The organism is Aeromonas sp. ASNIH8 (assembly GCF_002919855.1).
GTDB classification, from domain to species: domain Bacteria; phylum Pseudomonadota; class Gammaproteobacteria; order Enterobacterales; family Aeromonadaceae; genus Aeromonas; species Aeromonas caviae.
Genome location: NZ_PQLN01000027.1, coordinates 24,860 through 39,540 on the forward strand (window position 1 = coordinate 24,860; position 14,681 = coordinate 39,540).

A 14,681-nucleotide genomic window follows, 5' to 3' on the forward strand; every position below is an offset into this window, starting at 1 on the left:
CCGGGCTGCGGCGGCACATGGACAGAGGGGCGGGCTCCACCCGCTCCGGCATTCACAGATGACCTGTATCAAGGAGTAAGCAATGAGCGAGATCTACCTGGGTGTGAACATCGACCATATCGCCACCCTGCGCAACGCCCGCGGCACCCAGTATCCGGATCCGGTACAGGCCGCCTTCGTGGCCGAGCAGGCCGGTGCCGATGGCATCACGGTCCACCTGCGGGAAGATCGCCGCCACATCACCGACCGGGACGTGGAGATCCTGCGCCAGACCATCCAGACCAGGATGAACCTGGAGATGGCGGTGACCGAGGAGATGATCGGCATCGCCTGCCGCATCAAGCCCCACTTCGTCTGCCTGGTGCCGGAGAAGCGCACCGAGGTGACCACCGAGGGTGGTCTGGACGTGGCGGGCCAGCTGGACAAGGTGACCGATGCGGTGACCCGCCTGGCCGCCGTGGGCGCCCAGGTGTCGCTCTTCATCGATGCGGATCCGCTGCAGATCGATGCGGCCGCCGCGAGCGGTGCTCCCTTCATCGAGATCCACACCGGCCGCTACGCCGATGCCACCACGGATGCCGAGCGCAACGCCGAGTTCAAGCGCATCGCCGCCGGTGCTTCCTACGCCGCTGGCAAGGGCTTGAAGGTCAATGCGGGCCACGGTCTGCACTACCACAACGTCAAGGCTATCGCCGCCATCCCCGAGCTCTATGAGCTCAACATCGGTCACGCCATCATCGGCCGCGCCGCCTTCGACGGTCTGGCCAAGGCGGTCAGCGACATGCGTACGCTGATGCAGGAAGCCCGTCAGGGGATCTGATGCCGCTTCGCAGGTATGAAAACGACAAGGGACGCTTCGGCGTCCCTTGTCGTTTTCAGGAATGGAAGTCGGGGTGAACCCCGTGCTCATCTGGCATGGGGCTGGGCATCCGTGTGCAGAGGGGGAAAGGGAAGGGGCGTCTCAGCCTGGTTCCGGGAAGTAGCGCTCCAGCAGGGCGGTGAGGATGGCCTGGCACTCGGCATCCGGCTCGCCGGTGACCAGGGCGGGGCGAAAGTGAAGCTGGAAGGCGCGCAGGACGGCGCGGCTCTGCTCATCCCAGGCGCCGTGCTGGGGGAGGCCGTAGCCGTAACGGGCAAGCTGCTGCTGCCATTGCAGCGCATCCCAGGGGATGAGCTGCGTCTGGCGCAGCTCGGCCACCCGGGCCTCGTCGGGCCAGGCGCCGACACCGTAGCGCAGGGCGAGCTCGCGCCAGGGGAACCGGGGGCCGGGATCCTGCTTGCGCTCGGGGGCGACGTCGCTGTGGGCCAGCACCTGGGTGGGGGGGATCTGGTAGCGTTCGAACAGATCCCGGGCGAGTGCGCCGAGGGCGGCGATCTGGGCCGGGGAATAGGGTTGCCAGTGTCTCAGATGGGCGGGCAGGGCCGCGTCTTTCTCGTCATACCCGAGATTCACTATCTCGATGCCGAGCGAACTGGCGTTGAGCCCGGCGTAGTGATGCCAGCGACTGCGTCCGGCGTGCCAAGCCCGCTGGCTGTCGGGCACCAGCTGGTAGACCGGGAACGGTTGCTCGTCGGTGTCGCGGGGGATCAGGTAGTGGGCGCTCACCTTGTGCTCCGGCTCGGTCAGCAGGCGCAGGGAGCGGGCATCCTCTTCATCCGTGTAGTGCAGGATGAGAAAGGCGATGCGCTCATTCTGGCTGGCGCTTTGATGCTCCTGATTGAGACGATAGGGCGCAGGCTGGCAGGCGCCGAGCAGCAGGATGAGGGGCAGTGACCAGAACCAGCGCGCCGCGAACCGGCACGCGCCGCCGCTCGCCGACGGGCGTGGAGCCAGCAGGCGGCGCCAGCCCATGGTCTAGCCTCGCACCTGGCCGGAGGCGGTCATCAGGGCCCGGGCCTGTATTTGGCGGTGAGGCCAATCAGGAAGTTGCGCAGGATCTGATCCCCGCAATCCTGATAGTGCTTGTGATCCCTGGCGCGGAACAGGGCGCTCAGCTCGGACTTGGAGAGGTTGAAGTTCGCGAGCTTGAGGGTGCCCAGCATCTCCTCTTCCTTGTAGTTGAGGCCGATGCGCAGCTTGCGCAGGATCAGGTTGTTGTTGATCCGGTTCGGGATCACCTGGGGCGGGGCATCTTCCCGCACACCGCGGCGCAGGGCGATGAAGCCGTCGAGGAACTGGCTCAGTGCCGAGTCCGGGCAGGCGGCGAAGCCCGCTTCCTGTGCCTCGCCCTCTTCGGCCTCTTTCATCAGCCAGCCGTGCAACTGGGCATGGGTGATGGCCAGATTGCCCTTGGCAAAGATCTCGACCATCTGGTCGTTGCTGATGCTGAGGGCATAGCGCAGGCGGCGCAGAATATCGTTGTTGGTCATGTTGACTCCTGTGGAAACGGCGCAGATGTTACCACCTGCCGCCTGTCCAGTCAGAAAAAGCGCCTCAGTCGGTCAGGGCCAGGTAGCGGGGGGCCTCTTGCCTCACCTGCTCCAGGGCATCCTGCAGCTCCAGCAATTCGGGTTCCAGATCGCTCACGGCGACCCCGTCGCGCAGCTGCTGTTCGAGCTGGGAGAGCAGGCGTTGCAGACCCGGCACCCCGGAATAGGCGCAGCCACCGTTGAGGCGGTGGAGCTGGGCCAGCACGTCTGCATCGTCGGCACTCCCTTCCAGCGCCGCCGCCAGGATGGGCTCCACCTCGTCGAAGCTGGCCAGCAACATGGTCAGCATCTCCCGGGCGAGGGCTGGCTTGCCGGCGGCCTGACGCACGGCGAGGGGCCAGTCTATCTGCTGATCCCCGTGATTCTGGTGCCGTCGGTGGGCGAAGTCGGTGATGAGCTGCGCCAGCATCCCCTCGTCGATAGGTTTGGCCAGGTAGTCGTCCATGCCCTGGCGAATGAGGCGCTCCCGCTCACCGGGAATGGCATGGGCGGTGACCGCGACGATGGGGGTCTCGGTGTTGAGGGAGTGGTGGCGGATCGCCTGGGTGGCGCTGATGCCGTCCATGACGGGCATCTGGATATCCATGAAGATGATGTCGAACGGCTGGCTCTGGGCCAGGTTGACCGCCTCCTTGCCGTTCTTGCACACCACCACCTCGGTCACCATCTCTTTGAGCATGGCGGCGATGAGCTTGAGGTTAGCGGCGTTGTCATCCACCGCCAGCACCTTGACCGCCTGCACGCTGCGCGGCATCGGCGCGGGCAGGGGGGCACGGCGTACCGCCTCGGGGGAGAGCAGAGCGTGCAGCAATTTGCGATGGTTGATGGGCTTGGAGAGGCAGTGGACGGCGCCGTGGGACAGCATGGCGTCGTAGAGGGCCGGCTCGTGGCTGCTGAGCAGCACTATGGTGTTCTGCTGGCCGTCCAGTCCGTCGAGACGGGCAATCACCTGCTGCGGGCTGTGCAGGGTGCTGCTGCCGATGAGCACCATGTCCTGGCTGCTCATCGGGGGCCACTCCTCGTCCACCGTCAGGGAATGCACATCCAGGTGCCACTCTCCCAGCAGGGCGAGCAGGGAGGCGTGAGTAAAGGGATCCGGCTCCAGCAGCCAGACCCGCTTGCCCTGGATGCGATCCAGCGGAAGCCGCTCGCTCTGGGGCAGGGGCGAGACATCCAGATCCAGGTGGAACGAGAAGACCGACCCCTTGCCGAGTTCGGATTCGAAGCGGATCTGGCCCCCCATCTGCTGCACCAGCTTCTGGGTGATGACGAGCCCGAGCCCGGTGCCCCCATAGCGGCGGGAGATGGAGGAGTCTGCCTGGTTGAAGGCCTGGAACAACTGGCGCTGCTGCTCTTCCGAGATGCCGATGCCGGTATCGCGAATCAGCACCCGCAGGCGCACCTTGTTGCCGCTGGATTCCCCGGTCTGCTCGACACGCACGTCCACGTTGCCGCGCTCGGTGAACTTGATGGCGTTGCCGGTGAGGTTGGTGAGCACCTGCTGCAGGCGCATGGGGTCGCCGGTGAGGTCGTCCGGCACGGCGGCATCCACCTGGAGGGAGAGTTCGAGCTGCTTGTCGTGGGCGCTCGGCCCCAGCAGGTGCATGGTCTCGTTGAGGGTGTCCCGCAGGCTGAAGGGGATGTGCTCGAGCTGCAGCTTGCCCGCCTCCAACTTGGAGAAGTCGAGGATGTCGTTGATGATCCCAAGGAGGTTGCGCGCCGACTTCTCGATGGTCTGCATGTAGTCGGTCTGGCTCGGGGTCAGGCTGGTCTTGAGCAGTTGGCGGGTGAAGCCGATGACCCCGTTGAGCGGGGTGCGTAGCTCGTGGGACATGTTGGCGAGGAATTCGGACTTGACCCTGGCGGCCTCCTGAGCGCGCTTCTTCGCCATGTCGAGCTCGACGTTCTGGATCTCGATCTGCTCGAGGGTCTCCCGCAGATCCGACGTCGCCTGATCGATATTCTGCTGCATCTCCTCGTGATATTCGGAGAGCGCCTTGGCCATGGCGTTGATGCCGTTCTTAAGCATGTCCAGCTCGCCGGTGAGCTGGCCGCTGACCCGGGTATCGAGTCGCCCCTCCCTGATCCGGTGCACCGCCTGCACCATGTCGGTGATGGGCTGGGTCACGCTCTTGACCAGACGGAAGCCGAACAGGGCGCTGATGGCCAGCCCGATGAGCACGATGATGACCGCGAAGAAGGCGTCGCGGTACTGCAGGACGATGGCCCTGTCCGTGGCGAGTTGCATGGAGATGTAGCCGATGACCGGCGGCTCCAGATCGCTTGGCAGCGGGAAGCCGTCCAGGCTGGTCTCTGCCTGGATGGGGGTGCGCAGTATGATGTCATCGCCGTTGACGGAGACGCTGGTCAGGGCCGGGATGACGCTGCCGTCCGGCAGACGAAGCTGGCTGAAGTCCCTGTGGTAGTTGGACGTCACGAACAGCTGGTTCTCCTGGGTGAAGACGGCGATGGACTTGATGAAGGGCGAGTTCTTGCGATGGGTGAGCCCGATCAGCCGCTTGAGGGATTCGCGGCTGTGCTGTGTCATGCCGTATTCGCTGGCGATGGCCAGGGGCTCGATGATGTTGATGCCCTGATCGATGAGGTTGTTTTCCAGCTGCTGATAGCGGTGGAAAGTGAAATAGCCGGCGATGAGGCCGCCGATGATGAGGGTCGGCAAGATGGTGAAGGCCAGCACCCGGGCCCTGAGACCGTACTTGGTCATGCCGCCGACCCGCCTTTCGCAAGAGAAGCCATGACCCGGGGCGCATGCAGGCACCGGGGTCGGGCAGGCAATACAGTCATTGTCGCTGTACGGGGTCTCAGGCCGTATCCGGTCATATCAATGGGCCACTTTTGGTCAGAATGGACGATGGGGCGGATGCCGCGGCTGGGGCCCTCAGGCCGTATTTGGTCATACGATTATTCTTGTGGGACAATGGTCTGCCGCAGATTCCACAATCATGACATAGCCACCTATAGGCACCAAGTTTTATGGCCCAGTTTTTCAAGCCCCAAAAGAAATCCACCCAGCCCCAACGTATTGAATTTACGGTAGACAGTCTGGATCACCACTGTGTCGGTATCGGCCGTCATCAGGGCAAGGCCATCTTCGTCGAAGGGGCGCTGCCCGGCGAGGCCATCAAGGCCCGTATCATCGACGACAAGAAGCACTATGCCCACGCCTCCCTGCAACAGGTGGTGACGCCGGCGGCCAACCGGGTAGCCCCCTTCTGCGACCACTATCGCGAGTGTGGCGGTTGCAGTGCCCAGCACCTGGGAGAGGGAGATCAACTGGCGGCCAAGGAGGCGGGACTGGTCAGCCTGTTCGAGCGCCTTGGCAACATCCAGGCGCCAGCGTTGGCACCTGCGCTGACGGGGGAGTCCCGCGCCTACCGCCGGGTCTGCCGTCTGGCCATCAAGTTTGACAAGAACGGTCGCTGCACCCGGGTGGGCTTTCGCCGTCGCCAGTCTAACGATCTGGTAGAGATTGCCGGCTGTCCTGTGCTGGCCGAGCCCCTCTCCGCCCTTATCGCCCCTCTGCGCGAATGCCTCAACCGGCTGAAGAGCCAGCGCGAACTGGGCCATGCGGAACTCATTCAGGGGGAGCAGGGCATTCTGATGCTGCTGCGCCACACCGGTCGCCCCACCGAGGCGGATCGGGCGCACTTGACCGAGTTTGCCACCGCCCAGGGGATAGACCTCTATCTGCAGGCGGCGGACGAGCAGATCGAACCTCTGCGTCAACAGTCTCAGCCAAGTTACACGCTGGATGGCCTGTCTCTTGCATTCGCTCCCGGCGACTTCATCCAGGTCAACGGGCCCGTCAACCAGCGCATGGTGGAGCAGGCATTGAGCTGGCTCGACGCAGGCAAGGATGACAAGGTGCTGGACCTCTTCTGCGGCATCGGCAACTTCACCCTGCCGCTGGCCCGTCAGGCCTGCGAAGTGGTGGGGGTGGAAGGGGAGCTCGCCATGGTGACGCGTGCACAGGAGAATGCCCGCCGCAACGGCATCGACAACGCCCGCTTCTACAAGGCGGACTTGAGCGGCGACATCGTAGGCATGTCCTGGGCCCGGGAAGGGTTCGATCTGGTACTGCTGGATCCGGCCAGACCCGGGGCGCTGGAGGTGATGAGCCACGTGGTGGCACTTTCCCCCAAACGGGTGGTCTATGTTTCCTGTAACCCGGTCACCCTGGCCCGTGACAGTCAGGTGCTGGTGCAGGGAGGCTACAAGCTGACCCGTCTGGGGATGCTGGACATGTTCCCCCACACCGGTCATCTGGAGTCCATGGCGCTGTTCGAACGGGGCTGAGTCGAGGCGACCGCATTATTCTGGATGAATCAAGATGCGGTCGTGATGATTTTTCGATGTGCATGATGCTGCCAGAGTGAGGTAAAACAGGTGTTTTTCGCTGCCTTCAACGGGCAGGGCAGAATGCGGTTATCTTGGTTTTCCAGCGGCGGCAGCGCTGTTTGAGCGGGAGTGATTAGGGTAATCTAGGTCGTCGATAGTGGATCGGATGCGGGGAAGAGCCCTGTCACCTTGCGCGGTGACATGCCTTGAAAACTCTTTCATGCATCCCCATTTGAGGCAGTCATCAGTTGATGAGGGGATGAGGAGAGCATCGGCTTTCGACCCCACACTTTTAAGGATTGATACCATGGTTGCGGTGCGCGATATTCATTTGAAAGACAATTTCACTCTGGATGAGTGGGTCAGTTCCCTTACCCTGAGTGAAAGTGACAAGAATCAGCTGCGAACCGTCTACCAGTATTGCCTGACCCTGGGTGACGAAGCGCTCACCAACCGCCTGCTGGTGCGCGGGGTCGAGATGGTGGGCATCCTGCTGATGCTCAGCATGGATCTCGCCACCCTCAAGGCCGCCATTCTCTATCCCTTCGTCGAAGCCGGTCTCATCAGCCAGGAAAAGGTGAACGAGGACTTCGGCCCCAAGATCGCCAAGCTGGTGGAAGGGGTGCTGGAGATGGAGGCCATCCGCTCCCTGCAAACCCTTCACCGCAGCGAAACCTCGCCGGAGCAGGTGGACAACGTGCGCCGCATGCTGCTCGCCATGGTCGAGGACGTGCGCGCCGTGGTCATCAAGCTGGCGGAGCGCATCGCCTGCCTGCGTGAGGCGAAGAAGGCGGATGAGGAGACCCGGGTGCTGATGGCCCAGGAGATCACCAACATCTATGCCCCCCTTGCGAACCGCCTCGGTATCGGTCAGCTCAAGTGGGAGCTCGAGGATCTCGCCTTCCGCTACCTGCACCCGGACACCTACAAGCAGATCGCCAAACAGCTGGACGAGAAACGGCTCGACCGCGAGCGCTACATCCGTGAATTCGTGCAGTCTCTGCGCGATGCCCTGGCCGAGGCCGGCGTCGAGGCCGAGGTCTATGGCCGACCGAAACACATCTACAGCATCTGGCGCAAGATGCAGAAGAAGCACCTCGAATTCAACGAGCTGTTCGATGTGCGCGCGGTGCGGGTGATCACCAAGCGGCTGCAGGATTGCTACGCGGCGCTCGGTATCGTTCACACCCATTTCCACCATATTCCCCGCGAATTTGACGACTATGTCGCCAACCCCAAGCCCAATGGCTACCAGTCCATCCACACCGTGGTGGTGGGGGAGGAGGGCAAGACAGTGGAGATCCAGATCCGTACCGAGCAGATGCATCAGGATGCGGAGCTCGGTGTGGCTGCGCACTGGCGCTACAAGGAAGGTGCACAGGCCGCTGCCAAGACCAGCACCTTCGAAGACAAGATCGAATGGCTGCGCAAACTCCTCGCCTGGCAGGAGGATCTCTCGGAGAGCGGCTCCTTGCTGGACGATCTGCGCAGTCAGGTGTTCGAGGACAGGGTTTATGTCTTCACTCCCAAGGGCGATGTCATCGACCTGCCGGCAGGGGCGACGCCGCTCGACTTCGCCTATCACGTGCATAGCATGATCGGTCACCGCTGCATCGGCACCAAGATCGACGGTCGTATCGTGCCCTTCACCTATACGCTGCAAACCGGTGATCAGGTGGAGGTGATCACCCAGAAGGAGCCGAACCCGAGCCGCGACTGGATGAACCCGAACGCCGGCTTCCTGCGCTCCAGCCGGGCGCGGGCCAAGGTGGCCACCTGGTTCAGAAAGCTGGACCGGGACAAGAACATCGCCGCCGGCAAGGAGCTGCTGGAGAAAGAGCTGGACAGACACAACCTCACCCTCTCCAAGGTGGACAAGGTAGTGCTGGAGCGCTTCCATGCGGAGGAGCTGGAAGATTTGCTGGCCGGTATCGGCAGCGGCGACATCCGCATCAACCAGCTGCTCAATTATCTGGACACCCGCTACAACAAGCCGACGGCGGAAGAAGAAGATCGCCGTCTGCTGGAGAAGCTGGAGCAGAAGGCCAATGTGCCCTTCCGCCCCAAACCCAAGGATCACATCGTGGTGGAAGGGGTGGGCAACCTGATGACTCACATCGCCCGCTGCTGCCAGCCCATCCCGGGGGACGCCATCCAGGGCTTCATCACCATGGGACGGGGGGTTTCCATCCACCGGGAGGATTGCGAGCAGCTCAAGGAGCTGTCGCGTCGCAACCCGGAGCGCTTGATCGATGCGGTCTGGGGGGAGAACTACTCCGGCGGTTACGGTCTCACCATCCGCATTCTCTCCAACGACAGATCCGGCCTGCTGCGCGACATCACCACCGTGCTCGCCAACGAGAAGATCAACGTGATGGGAGTGCGTTCGCGCTCCAACGTGCGCGAGCAGACTGCCGAAATAGACATGGAGCTGGAGATTTACAACATCAACGCCTTCAACCGGGCGTTGGCCAAGCTCAGTCAGCTCAACGACGTGATCAGCGCCAAGCGGCTGTAATGCTCAACCGACCGGCCCCAGTGGCCGGTCTGCATTTTCTCCCTCCTTGTAGAGCATTGAAGACGGATATCACGCGCCCCATCTCCGGCCGCCATGGCTCCACAGCATGTGGAGCAGTGGCGTGAGCGGATATTCATGAACCCATTTACTGAATCGAAAGTGAGTTGCCCATGTCCCAACGCTACGACCTTCCCCAACTGCTCGACATCATGGCTAGATTGCGTGACCCGAACGGGGGCTGTCCCTGGGATCTCAAGCAGAGCTTCCAGACCATAGTGCCGCACACCCTGGAGGAGGCCTACGAGGTGGCGGATGCCATCGAGAGCGAAGATTGGCAAGGGCTGAAGGGGGAGCTCGGTGATCTGCTGTTCCAGGTCGTGTTCTATGCCCAGCTCGGCAAGGAGCAGGGATTGTTCGACTTTGCCGACATCGTCGATACCGTGAGCGAGAAGCTCATTCGCCGCCACCCCCATGTCTTCTCCGATGCCGACCTGGGTGACGAGCAGGCGGTCAAAGCGAACTGGGAGGCGGAAAAGGCCAAAGAGCGGGCCGCGCTCGACAAGGAAAGCGTGCTGGACGATATCCCCCTCTCCCTGCCTGCCCTGACCCGGGCAGCCAAGATCCAGAAGCGCTGCGCCACCGTCGGTTTCGACTGGAAGACGCTGGGGCCTGTGGTGGACAAGATCCACGAGGAGATCGACGAGGTGATGGAAGAGGCGCTGATGGTCGACGTGGACGAGGCTCGGGTGAGCGACGAGCTCGGCGATCTCTTGTTCGCCACCGTCAACCTGGTGCGCCATCTGGGCAAGGATCCCGAGCAGGTGCTGCGGGCTGCCAACACCAAGTTTGAGCGTCGTTTTCGTCAGGTTGAACACTTTATTGCCGCAGAAGGTCTGAAAATGACGGATTGCTCCCTGGAGAAGCTGGACGAGGCCTGGAACAAGGCCAAGGAAACCGAGCAAAGTTGATTTGGCGCAAGACGGGGCGGCGGGGAGCCTGATAGATTTTTGTTCATTGTTTGGGAGTGGGGGTTTTGGTATACTGTTTCCCCGTCCTGCTTCATCCCCGAAGCACCCCTTAAAATTCCCTAAACTTCTTTCAGGTTCAGCATGACGACCAAATATATTTTTGTGACTGGTGGCGTTGTTTCATCCCTCGGCAAAGGCATTGCCGCAGCTTCTCTGGCAGCCATTCTGGAAGCCCGTGGTCTGGATGTGACCATCATGAAACTGGACCCGTACATCAACGTGGATCCGGGCACCATGAGCCCGACCCAGCATGGTGAAGTGTTTGTAACCGAGGACGGGGCCGAAACCGATCTGGATTTGGGCCACTACGAGCGTTTCATCCGCACCAAGATGACCCGCCGCAACAACTTCACCACCGGCCGCATCTATGCAGACGTGCTGCGCAAGGAGCGTCGTGGTGACTATCTGGGCGCCACCATCCAGGTGATCCCGCACATCACCAACGCCATCAAGGAACGGGTGATTGCCGGTGCCGAAGGCCATCAGGTTGCCATCGTCGAAGTGGGCGGTACCGTGGGCGACATCGAGTCCCTGCCGTTCCTTGAAGCCATTCGTCAGCTGGCGGCCATTGTGGGTCGCAACAATGCCATGTTCATGCACCTGACCCTGGTTCCTTACCTGGCCGCCGCCGGCGAGGTGAAGACCAAGCCGACCCAGCACTCCGTGAAGGAGCTGCTCTCCATCGGTATCCAGCCGGATGTGCTGATCTGCCGCTCCGACCGCGCCATTCCGGCCAACGAGCGTGCCAAGATCGCCCTGTTCTGCAACGTGCCCGAGCGCGCCGTCATCTCCATGAAGGATGTCGACTCCATCTACAAGATCCCGGCGCTGCTGAAATCCCAGGGGCTGGACGGCTACATCACCGAGCGCTTCGGCATCGAGTGCAAAGAAGCCGACCTGGCCGAGTGGGAACAGGTCATCTATGAAGAGGCCAACCCGACCGCAGAAGTGACCATCGGCATGGTCGGCAAGTATGTCTCCCTGCCGGACGCCTACAAGTCCGTCAACGAAGCGCTCAAGCACGGTGGCCTGAAGACCCGTCTCTCCGTCAACATCAAGTACATTGACTCCCAGGACATCGAGACCCGTGGCGCCGAGCTGCTGGAAGGTCTGGATGCGATCCTGGTACCGGGTGGCTTCGGCGAACGCGGCGTGGAAGGCAAGATTCTGGCCGCCAAATATGCCCGCGAGAACAAGATCCCGTACCTCGGTATCTGCCTGGGCATGCAGGTTGCCTTGATCGAATACGCCCGCAACGTGGCGGGCATGGAAGGGGCTCACTCCTCCGAGTTCAAGAAAGACAGCCCGTTCCCCGTGGTCGGTCTCATCACCGAGTGGGTGGATGATGAAGGCAACGTCGAGACCCGGACCGAGAAGTCCGATCTGGGCGGCACCATGCGTCTGGGCTCCCAGCTCTGCCACCTGGTGGAAGATTCCAAGGTGCGTCAGATGTACGGCAGCCCGACCATTTACGAGCGCCACCGTCACCGTTATGAAGTGAACAACAAGCTGCTGCCGCAGATTGAAGCGGCAGGTCTGAAGGTGACCGGTCTCTCCGCCGACAAGAAGCTGGTGGAAATCATCGAGATCCCGGATCACCCCTGGTTCGTGGCCGCGCAGTTCCACCCGGAGTTCACCTCGACTCCCCGTGATGGCCACGCCCTGTTCGCCGGTTTTGTGAAGGCGGCGGGCGAGTATCAGAAGCGTAATTTGAAGTAATTGAAAATAAATGCGGTTGGGGCTCTGTGCCACAGCCGCTTTTTTTGGCATATTTTTGTTGTTTTTTTACGAAACCTGAGGAAATACACATGTCCAAGATCGTTAAAGTGATCGGTCGTGAAATCATCGACTCCCGTGGTAACCCGACCGTTGAGGCCGAAGTTCACCTGGAAGGTGGTTTTGTTGGTATGGCAGCCGCTCCGTCTGGCGCGTCCACCGGTTCCCGCGAAGCGCTGGAACTGCGTGACGGCGACAAGAGCCGTTTCCTGGGTAAAGGCGTGCTGAAAGCCATCGACGCTGTCAACGGCCCGATCGCTCAGGCTCTGCTGGGTAAAGATGCCAAGGACCAGGCCACTGTCGACCAGATCATGATCGACCTCGACGGTACCGAGAACAAATCCAAGTTCGGCGCCAACGCCATCCTGGCTGTTTCCCTGGCCAACGCCAAAGCTGCCGCTGCTGCCAAAGGCATGCCGCTGTACGCCCACATCGCCGAGCTGAATGGCACCCCGGGTGTCTACTCCATGCCGCTGCCCATGATGAACATCATCAACGGTGGTGAGCACGCCGACAACAACGTCGACATCCAGGAGTTCATGATCCAGCCGGTTGGCGCCAAGACCCTGAAAGAAGCCGTTCGCATGGGCGCAGAAGTGTTCCACAACCTGGCCAAAGTGCTGAAGTCCAAGGGCTACAACACTGCCGTCGGTGACGAAGGTGGTTTCGCTCCGAACCTGAAATCCAACGCCGAAGCGCTGGAAGTGATCGCTGAAGCCGTTGCCGCTGCCGGTTACAAACTGGGCACCGACATCACCCTGGCCATGGACTGCGCTGCGTCCGAGTTCTACGACGCAGAGAAGAAAGAGTACAACCTGAAGGGCGAAGGTCGTATCTTCACCTCCAACGGTTTCTCCGACTTCCTGGCTGACCTGACCACCAAGTTCCCGATCGTCTCCATCGAAGATGGCCTGGACGAGTCCGACTGGGAAGGCTTCGCCTACCAGACCGCCGAACTGGGCAAGAAAATCCAGATCGTGGGTGACGACCTGTTCGTAACCAACACCAAGATCCTGAAGCGCGGTATCGACAACGGCATCGCCAACTCCATCCTGATCAAGTTCAACCAGATCGGTTCCCTGACCGAAACTCTGGCTGCCATCAAGATGGCCAAAGACGCTGGCTACACTGCCGTCATCTCCCACCGCTCCGGTGAGACCGAAGACGCGACCATCGCCGACCTGGCTGTGGGTACCGCTGCTGGCCAGATCAAGACCGGTTCCATGAGCCGTTCTGACCGTGTTGCCAAGTACAACCAGCTGATCCGTATCGAAGAAGCCCTGGGTGCCAAGGCTCCGTTCCGTGGTCTGAAAGAAGTGAAGAACCAGGCTTAATTTTCGCCTGCGCTCATGCTTCACAAAGCCCCGCCATCTGGCGGGGCTTTTTCGTTCTGCGCTTATGGGCGTGTGCGAACTGCATTTTTTATTCCGACCAACCCATCCGGCACACAGGCTTTCTTTTGTCTTGCCTGCGAATATGGGAAACTAGGCCGCTTGAAGGAGACTCAGTGCATGCGGCTACTCACTCTTATCCTGCTCCTCCTGTTGGGAGGGCTGCAATATGACCTCTGGCTGGGGAAAAACGGCCTCTCCGACTATCGGGAACTCTCCACCGCCATCGAGCGGCAGCAACAGGACAACCTGGTACTCAAGGATCGCAACAGTCTGATTTACCGGGAAATCGACGATCTTACCTCTGGCCTTGAGGCCATCGAGGAGTTGTCGCGCAACGATCTTGGCTATATCAAGCAGGGCGAGACCTTCTACCGAATCATTCCCAAAGAAAAGGATCAGGTGACGGAGCCTGATGGTGCCCCCTACGATGACTGATAGCCTGAGCGGCCTGACCGCTATCGTCCCGGCTGCCGGTATTGGTAGTCGCATGGGGGCCAGTTGCCCTAAGCAGTACCTTTCCCTGGCAGGGAAATGCATTCTGGAGCACACCCTGGAGCGTCTGCTCTCCCATCCCGCCATCGCCCGTGTGATCGTGGCGCTGGCGCCCCACGACCGCTGGTTTGAGACCTTGACCGTGGCAACCGATCCGCGGGTGCTGCGAGTGCAAGGGGGAAGCGAGCGTGCCTACTCCGTGCTCAATGCGTTGCACGTTGCAGAAGGGGAGTGGGCACTGGTGCATGACGCGGCCCGGCCCTGTCTGACCCACGAGGATCTCGATGCGCTCATTGCTGCCGCCATGGCCTCTGGCGGTGCCATCCTCGGCAGCCGGGTGCGCGATACCATGAAGCGCACCGATGCGGCCGGCAATATCCTCGCCACCGTGGATCGCGAGCAGCTCTGGCATGCCCTGACGCCCCAGATGTTTTTGGTTCGCCCCCTCAAGCGGGCGCTGGAGGAGGGGCTGGCGCTCGGCGCCGCCATCACCGATGAAGCCTCCGCCATGGAACGCGCCGGTCTCCCCGTGCGCATGGTGGAAGGGCGGGCCGATAACATCAAGGTGACCCGGCCGGAAGATCTCTCCCTGGCCGGGCTCTATTTACAGCAACAACGTGCGTGCCGGTCGGCACGACCCGATTCATCCCCAGAGGAGCAGGCATGATCCGCACCGGACATGGT

11 protein-coding genes are annotated in these 14,681 nt (G+C 61.7%); 8 read left to right on the forward strand and 3 right to left on the reverse strand.

Annotated features, from left to right (window positions below):
* Window positions 1-82 precede the first annotated feature (82 nt).
* Entirely contained in the window at window positions 83-820 is a 738-nt protein-coding gene (pdxJ, locus tag C3418_RS09335; RefSeq protein WP_103858327.1) for a pyridoxine 5'-phosphate synthase, read from the forward strand.
* A gap of 141 nt (window positions 821-961) precedes the next feature.
* Here pdxJ and C3418_RS09340 read toward each other — a convergent pair whose 3' ends face one another.
* From C3418_RS09340 to barA, 3 genes are all read right to left on the reverse strand, one after another.
* Entirely contained in the window at window positions 962-1,852 is an 891-nt protein-coding gene (locus C3418_RS09340) for an N-acetylmuramoyl-L-alanine amidase (protein ID WP_103858328.1), read from the reverse strand.
* A 32-nt stretch (window positions 1,853-1,884) separates the two neighbouring features.
* On the reverse strand, window positions 1,885-2,370 hold the full coding sequence (locus C3418_RS09345; protein ID WP_010675634.1) for a DUF1456 family protein: 486 nt from the start codon (window positions 2,368-2,370) through the stop codon (window positions 1,885-1,887).
* 64 nt (window positions 2,371-2,434) lie between these two features.
* Window positions 2,435-5,155 (reverse strand): two-component sensor histidine kinase BarA, encoded by a 2,721-nt coding sequence (barA, locus tag C3418_RS09350; protein ID WP_103858329.1) that lies wholly within the window; start codon window positions 5,153-5,155, stop codon window positions 2,435-2,437.
* Between the two features lie 269 nt (window positions 5,156-5,424).
* Between barA and rlmD the strand changes: the two genes are divergently transcribed.
* From rlmD to ispD, 7 genes are all read left to right on the forward strand, one after another.
* The gene (rlmD, locus tag C3418_RS09355) at window positions 5,425-6,747 is read left to right on the forward strand and encodes a 23S rRNA (uracil(1939)-C(5))-methyltransferase RlmD (protein WP_103858330.1); all 1,323 of its coding nucleotides are present in this window, start codon (window positions 5,425-5,427) and stop codon (window positions 6,745-6,747) included.
* Between the two features lie 349 nt (window positions 6,748-7,096).
* Window positions 7,097-9,307, forward strand: a complete 2,211-nt coding sequence (gene relA, locus C3418_RS09360) for a GTP diphosphokinase (RefSeq protein WP_010675631.1) — start codon at window positions 7,097-7,099, stop codon at window positions 9,305-9,307.
* Window positions 9,308-9,477: 170 nt separating this feature from the next.
* Window positions 9,478-10,275: a nucleoside triphosphate pyrophosphohydrolase gene (gene mazG, locus C3418_RS09365; RefSeq protein ID WP_103858331.1), complete on the forward strand. Its 798-nt coding sequence runs from the start codon at window positions 9,478-9,480 to the stop codon at window positions 10,273-10,275.
* Between the two features lie 141 nt (window positions 10,276-10,416).
* Window positions 10,417-12,054, forward strand: a complete 1,638-nt coding sequence (pyrG, locus tag C3418_RS09370; protein ID WP_010675629.1) for a glutamine hydrolyzing CTP synthase — start codon at window positions 10,417-10,419, stop codon at window positions 12,052-12,054.
* A gap of 89 nt (window positions 12,055-12,143) precedes the next feature.
* Entirely contained in the window at window positions 12,144-13,445 is a 1,302-nt protein-coding gene (gene eno / locus C3418_RS09375; RefSeq protein ID WP_103858332.1) for a phosphopyruvate hydratase, read from the forward strand.
* A 177-nt stretch (window positions 13,446-13,622) separates the two neighbouring features.
* Window positions 13,623-13,940 carry a cell division protein FtsB gene (gene ftsB / locus C3418_RS09380; protein ID WP_010675628.1) on the forward strand — a complete coding sequence of 106 codons (318 nt, stop codon included), beginning with the start codon at window positions 13,623-13,625 and terminating at the stop codon, window positions 13,938-13,940.
* Window positions 13,933-14,664, forward strand: a complete 732-nt coding sequence (ispD, locus tag C3418_RS09385) for a 2-C-methyl-D-erythritol 4-phosphate cytidylyltransferase (protein WP_103858333.1) — start codon at window positions 13,933-13,935, stop codon at window positions 14,662-14,664. The genes ftsB and ispD overlap by 8 nt, the downstream gene beginning before the upstream one ends.
* Window positions 14,665-14,681: the final 17 nt, after the last annotated feature.

What these genes read in the sequence shown, in the direction of transcription:
- ftsB (WP_010675628.1), top strand. Translation starts at nt 13,623, where the DNA reads ATGCGGCTACTCACTCTTATCCTGCTCCTCCTGTTGGGAGGGCTGCAA.
- barA (WP_103858329.1), bottom strand. Translation starts at nt 5,155, where the DNA reads ATGACCAAGTACGGTCTCAGGGCCCGGGTGCTGGCCTTCACCATCTTG.
- pdxJ (WP_103858327.1), top strand. Translation starts at nt 83, where the DNA reads ATGAGCGAGATCTACCTGGGTGTGAACATCGACCATATCGCCACCCTG.
- mazG (WP_103858331.1), top strand. Translation starts at nt 9,478, where the DNA reads ATGTCCCAACGCTACGACCTTCCCCAACTGCTCGACATCATGGCTAGA.
- pyrG (WP_010675629.1), top strand. Translation starts at nt 10,417, where the DNA reads ATGACGACCAAATATATTTTTGTGACTGGTGGCGTTGTTTCATCCCTC.
- C3418_RS09345 (WP_010675634.1), bottom strand. Translation starts at nt 2,370, where the DNA reads ATGACCAACAACGATATTCTGCGCCGCCTGCGCTATGCCCTCAGCATC.
- rlmD (WP_103858330.1), top strand. Translation starts at nt 5,425, where the DNA reads ATGGCCCAGTTTTTCAAGCCCCAAAAGAAATCCACCCAGCCCCAACGT.
- relA (WP_010675631.1), top strand. Translation starts at nt 7,097, where the DNA reads ATGGTTGCGGTGCGCGATATTCATTTGAAAGACAATTTCACTCTGGAT.
- ispD (WP_103858333.1), top strand. Translation starts at nt 13,933, where the DNA reads ATGACTGATAGCCTGAGCGGCCTGACCGCTATCGTCCCGGCTGCCGGT.
- eno (WP_103858332.1), top strand. Translation starts at nt 12,144, where the DNA reads ATGTCCAAGATCGTTAAAGTGATCGGTCGTGAAATCATCGACTCCCGT.
- C3418_RS09340 (WP_103858328.1), bottom strand. Translation starts at nt 1,852, where the DNA reads ATGGGCTGGCGCCGCCTGCTGGCTCCACGCCCGTCGGCGAGCGGCGGC.